The 15,265-nt window shown below is 48.3% G+C and carries 15 protein-coding genes; 2 read left to right on the top strand and 13 right to left on the bottom strand.

Annotated features, from left to right (window positions below; translation table 11 throughout):
* Positions 1-66: 66 nt before the first annotated feature.
* From J2S00_RS13725 to ftsE, 3 genes are all read right to left on the bottom strand, one after another.
* Positions 67-1,404, bottom strand: coding sequence for a murein hydrolase activator EnvC family protein (locus tag J2S00_RS13725; RefSeq protein ID WP_307340857.1), 1,338 nt, complete (start codon positions 1,402-1,404; stop codon positions 67-69).
* Positions 1,405-1,552: 148 nt separating this feature from the next.
* Complete coding sequence (gene ftsX / locus J2S00_RS13720) at positions 1,553-2,446, bottom strand: permease-like cell division protein FtsX (protein ID WP_307340854.1); 894 nt, start codon at positions 2,444-2,446, stop codon at positions 1,553-1,555.
* Positions 2,436-3,122 carry a cell division ATP-binding protein FtsE gene (gene ftsE / locus J2S00_RS13715; protein ID WP_307340851.1) on the bottom strand — a complete coding sequence of 229 codons (687 nt, stop codon included), beginning with the start codon at positions 3,120-3,122 and terminating at the stop codon, positions 2,436-2,438. Before ftsE ends, ftsX begins: the two co-directional genes overlap by 11 nt.
* A gap of 230 nt (positions 3,123-3,352) precedes the next feature.
* Here ftsE and J2S00_RS13710 point away from each other — a divergent pair, with 230 nt between their 5' ends.
* On the top strand, positions 3,353-4,333 hold the full coding sequence (locus tag J2S00_RS13710; RefSeq protein WP_307340848.1) for a YpdA family putative bacillithiol disulfide reductase: 981 nt from the start codon (positions 3,353-3,355) through the stop codon (positions 4,331-4,333).
* A gap of 37 nt (positions 4,334-4,370) precedes the next feature.
* Here J2S00_RS13710 and J2S00_RS13705 read toward each other — a convergent pair whose 3' ends face one another.
* The 4 genes from J2S00_RS13705 to J2S00_RS13690 form a co-directional block, all read right to left on the bottom strand.
* Positions 4,371-5,816 (bottom strand): hypothetical protein, encoded by a 1,446-nt coding sequence (locus J2S00_RS13705; RefSeq protein WP_307340846.1) that lies wholly within the window; start codon positions 5,814-5,816, stop codon positions 4,371-4,373.
* A gap of 48 nt (positions 5,817-5,864) precedes the next feature.
* A complete protein-coding gene (locus J2S00_RS13700) occupies positions 5,865-6,407 on the bottom strand; it encodes a hypothetical protein (protein WP_307340843.1) in 543 nt (180 codons plus the stop codon).
* Positions 6,408-6,445: 38 nt separating this feature from the next.
* Positions 6,446-7,063 carry an SCO family protein gene (locus J2S00_RS13695; protein ID WP_307340841.1) on the bottom strand — a complete coding sequence of 206 codons (618 nt, stop codon included), beginning with the start codon at positions 7,061-7,063 and terminating at the stop codon, positions 6,446-6,448.
* A 224-nt stretch (positions 7,064-7,287) separates the two neighbouring features.
* Positions 7,288-8,013, bottom strand: coding sequence for an N-acetylmuramoyl-L-alanine amidase (locus tag J2S00_RS13690; protein WP_307340837.1), 726 nt, complete (start codon positions 8,011-8,013; stop codon positions 7,288-7,290).
* 235 nt (positions 8,014-8,248) lie between these two features.
* Between J2S00_RS13690 and J2S00_RS13685 the strand changes: the two genes are divergently transcribed.
* Positions 8,249-9,820 (top strand): L,D-transpeptidase family protein, encoded by a 1,572-nt coding sequence (locus J2S00_RS13685; RefSeq protein WP_307340835.1) that lies wholly within the window; start codon positions 8,249-8,251, stop codon positions 9,818-9,820.
* Between the two features lie 49 nt (positions 9,821-9,869).
* On the opposite strand, the gene J2S00_RS13680 is transcribed toward J2S00_RS13685, so the two are convergent.
* From J2S00_RS13680 to cysC, 6 genes are all read right to left on the bottom strand, one after another.
* A complete protein-coding gene (locus tag J2S00_RS13680; protein WP_307340832.1) occupies positions 9,870-10,631 on the bottom strand; it encodes a sirohydrochlorin chelatase in 762 nt (253 codons plus the stop codon).
* Between the two features lie 81 nt (positions 10,632-10,712).
* Positions 10,713-11,534 carry a uroporphyrinogen-III C-methyltransferase gene (gene cobA, locus J2S00_RS13675; protein ID WP_307340829.1) on the bottom strand — a complete coding sequence of 274 codons (822 nt, stop codon included), beginning with the start codon at positions 11,532-11,534 and terminating at the stop codon, positions 10,713-10,715.
* A gap of 49 nt (positions 11,535-11,583) precedes the next feature.
* A complete protein-coding gene (locus tag J2S00_RS13670; protein WP_307340826.1) occupies positions 11,584-12,636 on the bottom strand; it encodes an anthranilate phosphoribosyltransferase in 1,053 nt (350 codons plus the stop codon).
* Positions 12,637-12,683: 47 nt separating this feature from the next.
* On the bottom strand, positions 12,684-12,908 hold the full coding sequence (locus tag J2S00_RS13665; RefSeq protein ID WP_307340823.1) for a DUF3906 family protein: 225 nt from the start codon (positions 12,906-12,908) through the stop codon (positions 12,684-12,686).
* Positions 12,909-12,910: 2 nt separating this feature from the next.
* Complete coding sequence (locus J2S00_RS13660) at positions 12,911-14,527, bottom strand: nitrite/sulfite reductase (RefSeq protein ID WP_307340818.1); 1,617 nt, start codon at positions 14,525-14,527, stop codon at positions 12,911-12,913.
* A gap of 64 nt (positions 14,528-14,591) precedes the next feature.
* Positions 14,592-15,191, bottom strand: a complete 600-nt coding sequence (gene cysC / locus J2S00_RS13655; protein ID WP_307340815.1) for an adenylyl-sulfate kinase — start codon at positions 15,189-15,191, stop codon at positions 14,592-14,594.
* Positions 15,192-15,265: the final 74 nt, after the last annotated feature.

Here is a 15,265-nt window from a genome sequence, read left to right as displayed (position 1 = left end):
ACACACTGTCCATGTGTGAAGCCTCTGTTTATGTGTATGATAAGCCTGTACGCACTATGCTTATTTTTACCACAGATATGGGGTGGGGTTGACACGTTGACCATTTTTATGCACTTCAAAGTGCAAGTGCGGTCCAGTAGAACGACCAGTATTTCCCACTTTGGCAATCACCTGGCCACGGGAGACTGGATCGCCTACGGAAACGAGGATGCTTGAAGCATGGGCATACAGAGTGTTTATACCATTTGGATGAGCAATGACAACGTAGTTGCCAAATCCCCCTCCGCAACTGCTGTCGCCTTCCCGGCAGCCGCTGACAACATGGGAGACGATACCGGCTTCAGCAGCGACAATATTGGTGCCCCGTGGAGCAGCCATATCAACACCGTTATGGTTGGGGCGATGCGGCGGACGGTAACCGGAGTTGATCGGATAGTAGGGCGATACAGGCCAGGCCAGTTGTCCTCCACCAGTTGCCGCTTGATTGCCGCTGGCTGATGAACCGGAGTTATTTGCCGGAGACGCACCACTTGCTGCCTGTTGTTGGCGCCTTCTCTCTTCCTCTTGTCGTTTTCTCTCTTCTTCCATTTTCTTGAGTTCAGCAGCATGTTTCTCCCGAATCAAGCGGGATTTCTGGTTCGCCAACTCCAATAATCTCTGCTGTTCTTTTTCATCATATTCTTTTACTTGTTCCTGTTCCTCACGGAGGGAGGCAATCTTAACCTCCTGTTCCTTTTTCTCCGCTCTCAGACGGCTCTGCAAGGCTGCCAGTTCGGTCAGCTGCTCGTCCAACTGTGCCAAAAGCTGGTCCAGCTCTTGTTTCTTTTGTTCAATCCGTTTTTGCTCCTCAATAAACTCTGTCAAGATTTGCTGGTCTGTTTCCATAATAATGCTAAGCAAGTCCAGGCGCTGAAGGAAATCACCGATACTGCCCGCACCCATGAGCACATCAAGATAGGAAACTGTTCCACCAGATTCATATATGGAACGCAAACGGGTTTTCAATAATTCCCGCCGCTCCTCCACGCGCTCTTCAGCTTCTTTTAGCTCCAAAGCGGTCTGGTGGGCTTTTTCCTTTGTTGCTTCCACTTCTTTCTCTTTCTGTCTGATCCGTTCTTCGGTGCGGCTGATGCGGCTTTCAATTTCTTTCAGTGCCTGCTCTTCCTTAGCCTGGCGCGTCTCCAGATCTTTCAGTTGCTGCTGCAGCTCTTGGCGCTTCTGCTCAGCATCTTGTTCATTTTGTTCAATCTGCTTGATTTCCTCTTTCAGCCTCTTGATTTCAGCATCTGTTGAAGCATGGGCCACAGGGGTAATCAGGTTTGTTTCCCCCGCGATGCTGGTTATGACCAGGGCCACGCTCACCAGCATCGCCATTAGTGTGATCGTCCTCACTTTGCTGTGCACGTCGTTGTCCTCCTCTCCTCCATCCCTTTGTCCAGTTAAGCCCGGGTTAGTCGTGCTTAACATGAAAAGACAGGCGTAATGACCCCTTATGGCAGACTCTCATTTTCCTCTATCAACCTCTATGTTCTCTATGTTTATCCCTATTAACCTAAACGTTTAAGAAGCGGCGCACGGAAATCATACTGCCCCAAATACCGATAAAAGCACCGATCCCCAACAAAATCGAGGCAATTTGATAGATCAACGGCACAAGCGGCAACAGCTCAAAAAATGGCAGCTTCAGTGTCTGGTAGGCTCTCTCAAGCAATTGATAGTAACCAAAAGTCAAAATCACAATGGGAATCAAAGCACCAATTATCCCCAAAATCAGCCCTTCAACAAAGAATGGCCAGCGGACAAAAGCATTGGTAGCCCCTACCAATTTCATAATTTCGATTTCCGGTTTGCGCATGGTAATGGTCATTTTAATGGTATTGGCAATCAACAACATGGCGGTAAAGGCCAAGCCAATGATGAAAACCAGCCCCACATTGCGGATCGTTTGGGTGACACTGAATAATGTCCTAGTGGTTTCTCCACCATCGTTCACTTTGTAGACCGCCTCCATACCTTTTATATCAGCGGCAACCTGATGAACATCTTGCGGGTTGGTCGTGCGAACCACAAAGGTGTGAGGCAATACATTTTCACCCTTAAACTCCTCAAAATGCCGCCCTTCTTCGCCCATGTTTTCAATCAGTTCATCCAAAGCTTCTTCACCGGAGATGAAGGTGACACTCTCAACCTCGGGAATCTGCTTGATGGCACCCTCTATCCTTTGAACCTCTTCATCAGAAGCTTCCAACTCAAGCAGTACCCGTATCTCCGCCTCACTTTCAATATTGCCAGCCATATGATTAATGTTAAAAGCCAAAATCAGTAAGGTGCCCAAGACCAAAAGTGTAATGGAGACTGAAATGATGGAAGCCACAGTCATCCATCCATTGCGGCCAACATTCTTAACACCTTCGCGGATATGCCGTCCGAGTGTTCTAATCTTCATAACCGTAATCCCCTCTAAGCTGATCTCGAACGATTTGTCCACCCTCTATGGCAATCACGCGTTTTTTCATGGCGTTGACAATTTCTTTGTCATGCGTGGCCATAACAACTGTCGTTCCGTTCAGATTGATTCTCTCAAAAAGCTGCATAATCTCCCACGAGGTGTCGGGATCAAGGTTGCCAGTAGGCTCGTCCGCAATTAATATGTTCGGCTTGTTCACCAATGCACGGGCAATGGCCACCCGCTGCTGCTCCCCTCCTGACAACTCGTGAGGATAGGAACGGGCTTTGTGTTTCAAATTAACCAGGTCGAGTACTTCCATCACACGCTTTTTAATTTCACGTGCTGGACGTTCTGTCACTTCCAGAGCAAAGGCGACATTTTCATAAGATGTCAGCCGGGGCAACAGTTTATAATCTTGAAAGACAACCCCAACAGACCGGCGCAAATAGGGCGTATGCCGGTTCTTAATACGGGTAATATTTTGACCATTGATATAGATATCACCTGAGGTCGGCTTTTCCTCCCTGTACATCAATTTAATAAACGTTGATTTACCAGCTCCACTGGGACCCACGAGATATACAAACTGACTCTTCTCGATCTTAACCGACACATTATGTAACGCCTTTACTCCGTTAGGATATACTTTGGATACATCTTGCAATTCAATCATGGGGTGTCACTCCATTATTTTGGCATGTAGTATATTCGACATCTATCCTAAAAAATCCTCTTTTTTCACAGATTAATTTCTAAATCTCTTACATTATAACCTAAAAACCTTGGCTACGGTTTGACAATTACTGCAAATCTTTTTTAAGTGAGGCATAAATATAGTAGAATAGAGACGAATCTATGAAACCATTCGGTATGACATCCTGAGTTTATGGGAGTGAAGCATAAATGACAGAAGATGCCATCATCGTGGGAGCTGGCCCCTGCGGGCTTGCTGCTGCTATTGCTTTGCAGGACAAAGGATTCAATCCCCTTGTCATCGAAAAAGGAAATGTAGTCCATTCTATTTACCGTTACCCCACCCACCAAACTTTCTTTTCCACACCGGAGAAACTGGAGATAGGTAACGTACCTTTTATCATAGAAGAGCGTAAGCCCCGCCGCAGTCAGGCTTTGGCCTACTACCGGGAAGTGGCCCGCTTGAAACAAGTGCGCATCAACAGTTATGAAAAAGTAGAAGAAGTGATTCGCCAAACGGACGGCAGCTTTATCGTGGAAAGCAGAGGCAAAAGCGGAGAGAAAAAGCACTATACGACTAAGTATGTGATCGTGGCCACGGGGTATTACGATCATCCCAACCTGCTCGATGTGCCTGGTGCTGATCTTGATAAAGTGTTTCATTATTTTAAAGAAGCGCATCCCTTCTATGACCAGGACGTTGTGGTGATCGGCGGCAAAAACAGTGCTGTTGACGCCACCCTCCAGCTGGAGAAAGCAGGAGCCCGCGTCACGGTGCTATACCGGGGATCAGAGTTTTCTCAGGACGTTAAGCCTTGGGTGTTGCCCGAGTTCCTCTCCTTGATCCGCCATGGTAAAATTACGATGGAGTTTAATGCAGAAGTAAAGGAAATCCGCCCTCATGAGGTGGTTTATCAAGTTGGAGACCAGCTGAAGACAATCAAAAACGACTTCGTTTTTGCCATGACGGGCTATCATCCAGACCATTCCTTTTTAACCCGCATAGGGGTCAAGATCGATCAGGCTACCGGCAGACCCTTTTATAACGAAGACACCATGGAAACCAATGTTCCTAACCTGTTTGTGGCCGGCGTCATTGCCGCCGGAAACAATGCCAACGAGATCTTTATTGAAAACGGCCGTTTTCACGGTCCCAAGATTGCCGAAGCTATTGCCCGTCGTGGTGATTAATTGGCTCATGTAAAAAAGGGGAGGAGTGAGAAGCGTATCAGCGCACCTCCAGCTGATAGTCCTGATACGCATCTATCTCCTCCTCCATTTTTTGAGCATGCACTCTCACGTACCAACTGCCTGCTTCCAGTAGAGCTGAACCGATATAGACATGCTCTTCCTTTTCTTCAGCTTTAACACTGGTTAAATATCCCTGCCTCACCAGCTCATCTCGCCAGGCATCCAGCCCTAGCTCCAAATCAATACAAATATAGTCATACAGCCTGCGGACATGACCGTCATCTGTTTTTTTCCACAGGTCAAAATAGACGTCAGCACCACTCACTCGTTGCCTGTCTTGCATCACGTAAGCCACCAGGTTGTACTCTCCCTGGCCACTCTGGGCAGAGGTAAAATGGAACTGAACTTCCCCTCGCGCATGGTGGGGGTCCACCTGTTCAGGCGGCGCTACCCCAGACATAAGTCCTGTCAAAATGAACCCTGTGCAGAGTACAATCGCTTGGATGGCAAACATTCGCCGCACAGCGGTGTAAAACAGTCTTGGCTGATGAGCAGGTTGAGCTGCAGTGCCAGCCAGCCATTCCCACCGCAACCAAACCATAACGCCGGCCAGTATAAAAAAGAGCAAGAACTTCAACAGCAGCTTCAAACCAAAATCGGTACGCAACACATCGTACCATGCCTCCAGCAGAGAAATGCTAAGCAGTACACCGGAAACCGCCAGCATGAACATGATGGCCAAACTGAGGGTGACAAACGTGTACACTTTGTTAAATATAAAGTGATAGGCTGTCTCGTTGTCTTTCAGTATATAGCTGTAGATAAAAAAGCCCAGCGCCCCTCCCAGCCAAAGGATGGACGCCAGGATGTGAATAAGCTGAGAGACAAACAGAGTTGAGTAACCATACCTTCCGCTCAAGACGATGCACACCAACACCCCTGACACAAAAGCGGACTTCAGTATGCCCAAGGGATGACGGGAGAAGGAGGAGAAAAGTAAGCCCAACATAAGCAGCGGTTTTAACCAGATGAGCGTGGCCCACCCAGCAGCCATGCTGAAAGTGGCCAGAAGCAGCTCCCGCCACCCGGTTGCACTGTCAGGGGCCACAACTGTACTGAGCAGCACAGTTTGGCCTGCTGCAGCCATGATGATTAACAAAGCGGACAAACCATACACAGTTAATTGGAGAAAATGCTGGGCGGAAGCTGACCATGTGAAATGAGAGCGGCCTGATCGGAAAAAAAGCCGGGCAAACAACCAGCCACCGGCCAGTCCCAGTCCCACAAGATCAGCCGTGCGTAACCAGGGGGACAAAGGGTGCTCCCAAACCGTTTGCCATACATCTTCAGCCGCTGGCCAAACCGTTGGTACGCTATCCTCCGCAGCCACATGTGGGACAGTGCCCGCCGCCTGAGCAGCCAAAGTAACGGCAAACAGCATCATCACCAAGATCCAGTTTACTATTCTCTTTGTCTTCATCATTGTGGTCACGCCCCTAGTCTCAGCCGCCGTCACTATCATTCATGCCTATTATTCAATAATCTCAAGTTCATGAGTGACCATGTCATGATAACCTCGCGCGGTCACATGATACATCACATAATAGGTACCCGGCTCATCAAAGCTGATCTCCAGCTGATAGATACCGCCTCCGGCATGTTCAGCTTCAAGCATGTCATGTTCAGTTTGATAATCTTTCATCATCTGATGCTCATGCCCGGCTGGAGAATCCTGCTGCTCTTGATCTGCCTCCTGCTGATCCTGATGACCGACTCCGTGTTCAGCCACTCCGTTACTGTGATCATCCCCGTGGTTATCGTCTTCACTTGCCTCACTCCAGATTTCAAACAGCACCTCATCGGCATCCTCCACCGCTTCTCCCTCCTGCGTCACTTCCACATAAAGGATCAGAGGCTGTCCAGCTGGGTGAGGTGTCTCGGGATCAGTGCCAAAATGAACTTCAATGGGAGCTCCAGGCACGTACGGCTCATCTTGTGCATTCTGGTTATCTTGACATCCTGCTAAGATCAACATCACTGACAGCAACAACAGAATTATGGATCGTTTTTGCACCGTTTTGTTCCTCCTTCATGATAGTTCGTCAATTTTCATTACCTTTCTTTGATTAAAGATTCAATATCCCGCAAGACGCTCTCCTTATCCATCTCATCAGTTGGTGTGGTCATTTTGTGATAAGCTCTGATGCGATGCTCCCCGTCCAGCAAATACATGGTAGTGGCATGCATCGCTGAACCATCTTTCCGTACGGCATAGACATAGCGCAATTGGTCAGCAATAGCGGCAATTTCCTCTTCTTCCCCACGCAGAAAGTGCCAACCGCGGGGATCGGCATTAAAGTACTGGCTGTACTCCTTTAAAGCGTTCAAATCATCCCGTGCAGGATCAAAGGTAATGGCCAAGAGTTCCACTTCCTCACCAAACCAGCCCTTCTGTTTCAATTCATCTTGTAAGAGAGAAAAGTCCCACATCGTCATGGGACAAACCCCATCTGGACAGTTAATCAGAATAAAGGAGATCAATTTAATTTTTCCGTTGTCTGAATGATAGGTCTCCCCTGTCGTGCTTTCCAGACTAAACGGTTCGATGGAATCAAAAACATCCAGTGTGTGGGTATTGGCCCGGTTAATATAAATGAGTGCAGAAAGCGCTATCACACTTACCGCAATGATGGTCAGCAAAAGCATTTTCATTTTGTTATTTTTTAGCATGATCATTGCAGCCTCCTTAAATGTACGCACATTTCTATCTTAACCCATTATACAGCACATTGAACCTCTCACCGGGGGATACCTATGACAGTATTTTGACAAAAGAATCTAAACACAGCCTGTTACCAACGTAAAGCACTGAGATCTTTAAATAATAAAAATGAGCACCGGTACTGCAAAAACCAGTGCTCAACAGTGGCAATTATGTCGCCAAAAGCAATGCTCTAAAATCCGATTTTTGACCAGTCAAACCAGGAACCTGGATCAGTTTTTCTTCCTGGTGTATATTCATCGTGCCCAACAATATGTTTCCTGTCTCTAATTACCGACGGATCCCGTTCGATAATCTCGTCCAATAAGGCATTTAGCGATTCATATTGTGCTTCGGTAAATCCTATGAAAGAAGGATCAATTGAATCATATGTATCTCCTGATATCATAGCAGACATTTCTTCCCGGGTTCCGATAGCAAGAAGTTCAATACCTATGGAATAATCGTTGAGCTTATTTTTGTATTCCGGGAAATCAGGCAGATTTCCGGAACCTGCATGAAATGCAACTCGATCTTCCGGAACAAGACGGTAAATCTCCCCATCCCTGCCGATCACGTAATGGGCAGAAAATCCATATTCTTCAAAAATAGAATATATGTCTTCCATATTGTACGGATCATGGGGTTTCCTGGAGACGTTGCTCATAAAGTGAATGATGACATGGGTGATTGCCTCGGTCCGTGGTCTGGAATTCTGTGCTGGCAGAAGCATATCAATGATTTCCAAATCCTCATTTAATGCTTGCTCCTCTAACGAAGATTTGGTTAAAAGTTGTTCTTTTTCAATTTTTTCTACTCCAGCTACTACCTCTTCAGAATGACATGCTGTAATGAACGGGAGGATCATCATAATACATATGACAGTTACTCTTAAGAGGTTTAATAACGAACCGTTCAACTCCTCTTTCCTCCTCAAGACTCAACTTAATCGACTAGTCCCTTCGGCTCATTACTTTCTTAATAAGCAATCTTCCATCACCAGGCAGCAGGCTATGCCAAAAGACTTGGCCACCTTTTTTGCGGCCGGGTCAATAGATTCAATTTTCTTCTTTGTTCGACAAAAAAGAAGGATTTTCCAAAGTTACAGGGAATGTATAGGCTGGTGGTTTGTAAGATAAAGGAGTGAATCGCTTGTGAACAGCCAGCATTCCCCGCTGTCACGAAAGGAAAAATACCGGGCTTTGCGCCGGAAGAGACTGAAGCGCTGGATCCTGCTTTTACTTGTTGCCATTGTGGCGGGCCTGTCTCTAGTATGGTGGAGCATGGGCGATTTTCAGCCCTTCCACCTCCTGCACTGGGCAGGCACATTATGGACACAACATCTGTTAACAGACAGCACACCGGAGTTGGAGGACACTCCTGCGGAACAGTCCTTTGCGCCATCTGTACCAGAGAAAAATCCAGCCGACCGTCTCTTACACCCGGGGCCGGAGTTTCTCCACGATGAACATCATGAGCTAATGGGACATATCAATCAACTGCAAGATCAATTGAAGCAAGAGGATACCAAAGCAGAACACGATCCAGCAGACACCGATACGGACAGGGATACAGATGCGGACAAGGAAACTCCCGCTTCTGCGGAAACATCACCAGCCGGACAACAGCACAAACCTCCTGCAGCGGATCAGGGAGCGTTATCTGCCAGACAGAATGATCAGCAAGAACTCACCTTTCCGGAGAAAAAATCACCGGCTGCTGACCAAAAACAACCTCACAACAAGCAAGAAAACAGGCTGACCATCAGACAATACATACTGCACAAAGGAGAACAATGGGCACTTGCACACAAAGTTCAACCGGGAGAAACCTTGCACCAACTGGCTGTCAGCTACTATCAAACGAGCCGGTTTTATGATCTGATCAGCCGCTTTAACGGGCTGACTAACCCTTCTCAAGGATTATTAGCAGGCCAAGTCATCCGTATTCCCACCCCTCTGACGTGGGAACATACGGTTCAACAAGGGGAGACACTGTACAGCATTTCCTTGAAGTATTATCAATCGGGTCGCTATCAGGAGCATATCGCCCGGTGGAATAGCATTACTGAGCCTGAAAAGGAGCTTAAAGCAGGTCAAGTTTTGTCCCTCTACCACCCTTATATCCGCATCCATCAGGTAGAGCCCGGAGATACATTATATCAAATTAGTCATGCTTACTACCAACTTGGCCGGTTTCAAACCCTCCTGGCTCACTTTAACGAGTTGGCCGACGCAGACAAGGGGTTGAAGGCGGGCACGAATCTGTACATACCTGACCGACACATCATAGAAACCTTGAACATCCCCGATGATCACTCACACGTGCCCAATGAACCCGCCCACACCGGGGATTATATACACATTGAGCTGACAAAACGGACTCTTACCTTGTATCAAGACGGAAAGCTTGTGCGTACTTTTCCTATCGCCATAGGAAAAAACGGGTCAACGCCACAGGGCACATTTACCATCGTTAATAAAGTGAAAAACCCCTGGTATCTCCCGGACAATATTCCGGGTGGGGACCCTGCAAACCCGCTAGGCTCCCGTTGGCTGGGCCTCTCCGTTCCCGGCACGAACGGCTACACCTATGGCATTCACGGCACGAACAACCCTTCTTCCATAGGCCAAAGTGTCAGCAAGGGGTGTATCCGCCTGCACAACGCTGATGTGGAATGGTTATTTAAACAGGTGTCTGTGGGCACAACTGCTATCATTGAATAATCAAGAGGGGAGCACCTGCTCTCCCCTCTCTTCCCCATCAACCACAAGCCTAAAGAGCTTGCAATCGCCCAGTTTGTTTGATTTGTTCCTCCATCCAGCGGCTCACTAACGGATGAGGAAGGTAGGTTCTCCCGTCATAGACATAATCTAAACCGGAGAGTTGAGCTGGAATATATGTCTTAGTGTAATAACCTTCACTGATAAACAAGGGGATCACAATCATTCTCTTGCTTACCTGCACCAGCCTTTCAGCCTGAGGTCTTATGGTATAGGGGTGGACGGTGGCATACTCTACCCGTTTAAATTGGCAAGCCCCTTGTATGGAACGGGACAGGGAGGTTAATGTGCGTTGCCACTGTTCTTGAAAGCCAGGTTTGTCACTGCCATGAGCGACCAAAAGCACCACCTCTTCAGGCGGGAACAGGGAGAGGGCTGTGATCCGTTCAGTGATGATCCGGGCCACAACAGGATGGTCATCCATAGGAGACAACCAGTTTATGTTGGCCCACCTGGGAATCGGCACAAGGTCTGTTTCCACGGCAGGCGCTTTTTTCAGCCCTAAGGCATACTGAATCTCGTCCAGATGTGTACTGCCGGAACAGACAAACAATGGCAGTGCCACAATGTCACGTACACCTTTCTTTTCCAGTCCTTGTACGCCTCTTGTTATACTGCGTTCCTCCACCATTTCTAAGAAGCCAACGGTGACGGGTGCGTCAAGGGGCAATGCTTGCACGACCCGGTCAATTTCGGCCACCCATCTGTTGTCTCTCGAACCATGGGCCAGCACCAATACACCTGTGTCCGGCACCTTCAGTCCTCCTTTTCCGCGGCTGAACAACGCCTGTTGTATATAAATACGTCATGCCTGCTGTAATGCAGGGCTGTCTCTTTACACAACAACTGTCTTCAGTGCAGGCAGACCGTCTTCTGTTTGTTCAGTCCTTTCACCTGCTGTCTGTTTGGATTCAAACCAAGCCAATTGCTCTCTTAACCGCACCACTTCACCGACAACAATAATGGCAGGAGATTTAAACTTCGCTTTCTGCACTTGTTCAACAATATTGTCCAAGGTCCCCACCAATGTCTCTTGTTTGGCCAGCGTTCCCCAGCGGACCAATGCCACCGGGGTATCGGACGGGCGGCCATGGGCCAGCAATTGTTCCCGTATAAACGGCAAGTTGCCTACACCCATATAAATCACCAAGGTTTGCACACTGGTGGCCAGCTGGTCCCAGCGAACAGGGTCCCCTTCACCATCCACCCGTTTGTGACCGGTCACAATGGCCACACTGGAGCTAAGGTCACGGTGAGTGAGAGGAATGCCAGCATAGGCGGGAGCAGCCACACCGGACGTGATCCCAGGCACAATTTCAAAACTTATCCCATGTTTGGCACAGTAAGCCGCTTCTTCACCCACACGGCCAAAAATGCTGGGATCACCACCTTTTAAACGCACGACCGTTTTTCCCTGCTGAGCATGAAAAACTAACACTCTGTTAATCTCTTCTTGAGGCATGGTATGACGCTCAGGGGATTTGCCACAGAAAATCAGCTCTGTGCCAGGTTTGGCATAACGTAAAAGTTCCATGTTAACCAGACGGTCGTAAACGATCACGTCTGCCAACTGCAGCAGCTTCGCTCCCTTGACTGTAATCAGTTCAGGGTCACCCGGTCCTGCACCTACCAAATACACTTTTCCCGCCTCTTGCATTGTACATTCCTCCTCCTCACCTGGGTGTTAATCTTACGCATTGCACAGACTATATTTGTAATGCAGCCAATTGATCCTGCCAGATAGCGAGACGCTTCTCTCCCCGACCCTCAGCCAACTGCTTGCGGGCCAACTCAATGCCTTCCTCAATTGAGGGAAGGTGGCTAAACAAGTAATAGCGGACACCGGCATTCCACAGAACTTGATCCCGATAATAGGCCAATTCTTCACTTTGTTCTCCCTTAAGAAGGCGACGAATAATGTCCACTTGTTGATCCGCACTCAACTTTTCCTTATCGTTATCCTTGCGATGTTTTAAACCATAGGCTGCTGGATCGAGCTCGAAACGTTCAATTCCTTCTTCTCCAACCTCGTACACGAAACTGGTGCGATGAACAGGCAAATCTTCCGAACCTTCCGCCCCTTGCACAATATAAGCTTGTTTGTAACCCATGGCCCGGAGGACAGCGGCATTGGTTTCCACCACCGTTTTGTGAAAAACACCAACCATAACGGCTTGAGCTTGGGCCAAGTTTAGTATTTTTTCCACCGTGTTGAGCAGTGTACGTACCCCAATCTCTTCCCTTACCCTTCTGACAGCCTGGAGAGGAGGACATAATTTCTCCGTCCACGCAAAGCCAATATTGACCCCGGTCAAAGTGTGGGCAATCTGGCTGGTGGACTGATCCACCTGAATCCCTAACCGGTGCACAATGGTTTTAACCGATGTTCCCTTCTTGGGAGGCAAAGCGTCGCTGCTGTGTAACAAGACCGGCAAGCCCTGATCGGCCAACAGCAGGGCGACGGGAACCGTGGCAGCAAAAGTGTTTCTCCCGTTATACGGTCCGGCCAGGTCAATCAGCTTTGTTCTCAGGAGTTCAGGAAGTTTAATGGTCGGAGCAGCCTTGCGAAGAGTATCCACAAAAGCCAGCAGTTCTTCAGCTGTTTCACCCTTGAGACGCTGAGCGACCAGAAAAGCGGCAAGTTGAGCATCTGTAGCCTTGCCTTCAACAATAGCCTTGGCTGCCGCAAGCGCTTCGTTTGCTGTCAAATTACGGGCCCCTTTTTTGCCACGGGCCACTTCCTTAATCCACTGTTGCATCATTCCCACCCCCTCATCTTCTCAACCCACTAAGGCCACTATGATCGTTATTGGTTACGACCGTCCGCCACCACATATCCGCTGCCACGGCCGATTTTTTTCTTTTCCACAATGGCCATTTCTTCAAGCTGTGGCAGACGCAAATACATTTTCTCCACCTCAATTTCGGCAATGGCAAAGGCCCGCTCATGATTCTCAGCAGCTACAATCACTTCAACAGGCTGACCATCCACTTTCATTTCCAAGCGGTACAGATAGTACTCCGCACTCATCTTTACGCCACTTTCTCCAAGATTTCATCATAGACTTTCTGCAATTGCTCCAAGCCGATACGCTGCACAAAATCGAAAAACGTTTCGTGTGATTTCCGGTTTTCCTTAAAGTACAGCAGCAATTGTTTAAGCACAGGAGCCACATCTTCAGCTAATATGCGTCCTTTTAACTTTTGGTTAAACTGGGCATGCTCCACTTCCAAAGTACCGCCCACATAGATATCAAAGGCTTCCACCATGCCTGACTCGCCCTTCATCAGCACGCCTTGCAAACCAATATCGGCAATCTGGCGCTGGCCGCAGGAGTTGGGACAGCCTGTCATATGCAGACGAACAGGAATATCCAGCTCCACTTCCCTGTCCAGATATTCAGCTACTTGCTTCATGCGCTCCTTCGTTTCCACGAGAGCCAGATTGCAGTATTCAATCCCTGTACAGGAGACGGAATAAGCTGTAAACGAAGGCGGATCAATGGTGATACGCTTAAAGATCGGCTCTTTTAACAACTTGTCCACCTGATCATCAGGAATGTGGGGGATCACCACATTTTGCGAATTGCAGGTACGGATTTCCCCTTGGCCATACGTTTTGGAAATACGGGCCAGCTCCCACAACTCATCCGCACTCAAGCGCCCGACTGGCACATTAAAGCCGATATAATTGAGACCTTCCTGCTTTTGCGGATGAACACCGTAGAAGTAACCGGCATTCCACTCCTTCAACTGCGTCGTGCCTTTTGATGGCAACTCACCCATCAGTTCCACCAGTTTGTCCTTAAACTTCTCTGCTCCCCAGTCAGCGACCAGGAACTTGAGACGGGCCCGGTGACGTTTGTGACGATAACCGTAATCCCGAAAGATTGTGGTTACCGCAATCGCTGCTGCTTTTACCTGTTCCGGACGGATAAACACATCCAGTTCCTGAGCCAGGTAAGGTTTTGCCGAAAGTCCCCCTCCGACCCACAGGTGGAAACCGACAACCTCTTCCCCATCGATGACCTTGGTGGCTGGAACAAAGGAAACACAATGAATATGGGCATTAGCCGCATTGTGCACATTGGCTGAGATGGACATTTTATACTTGCGGGGAAGATTAGAAAAATCATAATTGCGCTGGAAAAAGTGATAGACCTCTTGAACAATCTCCGTCGTATCTAGCAGCTCATGGGGATCTATGCCTGCCAGAGGGTTACCCACAATGGTACGCAAAATATCACCGCAAGCCCCAACAGAAGACAGACCTACGCTTGCCAAACGTTTGAAAATATCCGGGATGTGTTCAATCTCCAGCCAGTGAAACTGGACCGCCTGGCGGGTAGTAATGTCCACCAGGTTTCGTCCGTAATCACGCCCGATGCCGGCCAACACCTCGGCCTGGGCATAAGTAAGAATACCGGAGGGAATATTAACCCTCATCATGAAATAGCCGTCCTCTTTTGGCCGCTGTAAGTACAAGCCGGCCCACTTGAAATAATCCCATTGATCCTTGGGAATTGAGGCAAAACCTTCTTGGGCATAGCGTTCAATATCATTTAAAATGTCCAGTCCATCTTTTTGGAGTTTCTTTTTCTCCATTTCGTTCAAGTTGGGATCATCTGCCCACACCTTGGTATAAGCCATGATTAATCCTCCTCACCCAAGTTATTTCAACCATCCAATGTTTTTTTAAAAAAATGGCATAAGTTTAGGAGATAATCTGACAATCTTTCAAAAGCCTGAGCAACTGCTCCACGGCTTCCTTCACGGACAGCCGGTCTGTTTCAATGATGATCTCCGGTTGTTCAGGTTCCTCATAAGGCGAACTGATCCCGGTAAACTCAGGGATCTCTCCTGCCCGTGCCTTTTTGTACAACCCTTTAGGATCCCGTTGTTCACATTCGGACAAGGGACATTTGACATACACTTCGATAAACTCCCCGTCTTCCACCAGCGACCTGACCTGCTCCCGGTCAGCCCTATAAGGGGAGATAAAGGCCGTCAAGGCGATGATGCCGGCATCGACAAACAACTTAGCCACTTCACCGATGCGGCGGATATTCTCCACCCGGTCCTGCGGTGAGAAGCCCAGATCCTTGTTTAACCCGTGGCGGATATTATCCCCATCCAGGACATAAGTTCTCACCTGCTGTTCATGCAACGCTTTGGCCAGGGCATTGGCCAGTGTCGATTTTCCTGATCCGGACAAGCCGGTAAACCATATAATACAGCTTTTGTGTCCATTCAAGGCTTGACGGTCCTGCTTGCTGACGCTGGTTTGATGCCAGACGATGCTTTTGTCAGACATGGCTTTCACTTCCTTGCTTCAATATTTCATTCACTGGCATGGCTGTCGGGCCAGTGCAACAGCCATGCTATGAC

It is taken from the genome of Caldalkalibacillus uzonensis (assembly GCF_030814135.1).
Lineage (GTDB): Bacteria > Bacillota > Bacilli > Caldalkalibacillales > Caldalkalibacillaceae > Caldalkalibacillus > Caldalkalibacillus uzonensis.
This window is presented reverse-complemented; position numbering and strand designations above follow the sequence as displayed.

What these genes read in the sequence shown, in the direction of transcription:
- J2S00_RS13695 (WP_307340841.1), bottom strand. Translation starts at nt 7,063, where the DNA reads ATGCTAAAAAATAACAAAATGAAAATGCTTTTGCTGACCATCATTGCG.
- J2S00_RS13710 (WP_307340848.1), top strand. Translation starts at nt 3,353, where the DNA reads ATGACAGAAGATGCCATCATCGTGGGAGCTGGCCCCTGCGGGCTTGCT.
- cobA (WP_307340829.1), bottom strand. Translation starts at nt 11,534, where the DNA reads ATGCAAGAGGCGGGAAAAGTGTATTTGGTAGGTGCAGGACCGGGTGAC.
- ftsX (WP_307340854.1), bottom strand. Translation starts at nt 2,446, where the DNA reads ATGAAGATTAGAACACTCGGACGGCATATCCGCGAAGGTGTTAAGAAT.
- ftsE (WP_307340851.1), bottom strand. Translation starts at nt 3,122, where the DNA reads ATGATTGAATTGCAAGATGTATCCAAAGTATATCCTAACGGAGTAAAG.
- cysC (WP_307340815.1), bottom strand. Translation starts at nt 15,191, where the DNA reads ATGTCTGACAAAAGCATCGTCTGGCATCAAACCAGCGTCAGCAAGCAG.
- J2S00_RS13665 (WP_307340823.1), bottom strand. Translation starts at nt 12,908, where the DNA reads ATGAGTGCGGAGTACTATCTGTACCGCTTGGAAATGAAAGTGGATGGT.
- J2S00_RS13660 (WP_307340818.1), bottom strand. Translation starts at nt 14,527, where the DNA reads ATGGCTTATACCAAGGTGTGGGCAGATGATCCCAACTTGAACGAAATG.
- J2S00_RS13705 (WP_307340846.1), bottom strand. Translation starts at nt 5,816, where the DNA reads ATGATGAAGACAAAGAGAATAGTAAACTGGATCTTGGTGATGATGCTG.
- J2S00_RS13670 (WP_307340826.1), bottom strand. Translation starts at nt 12,636, where the DNA reads ATGCAACAGTGGATTAAGGAAGTGGCCCGTGGCAAAAAAGGGGCCCGT.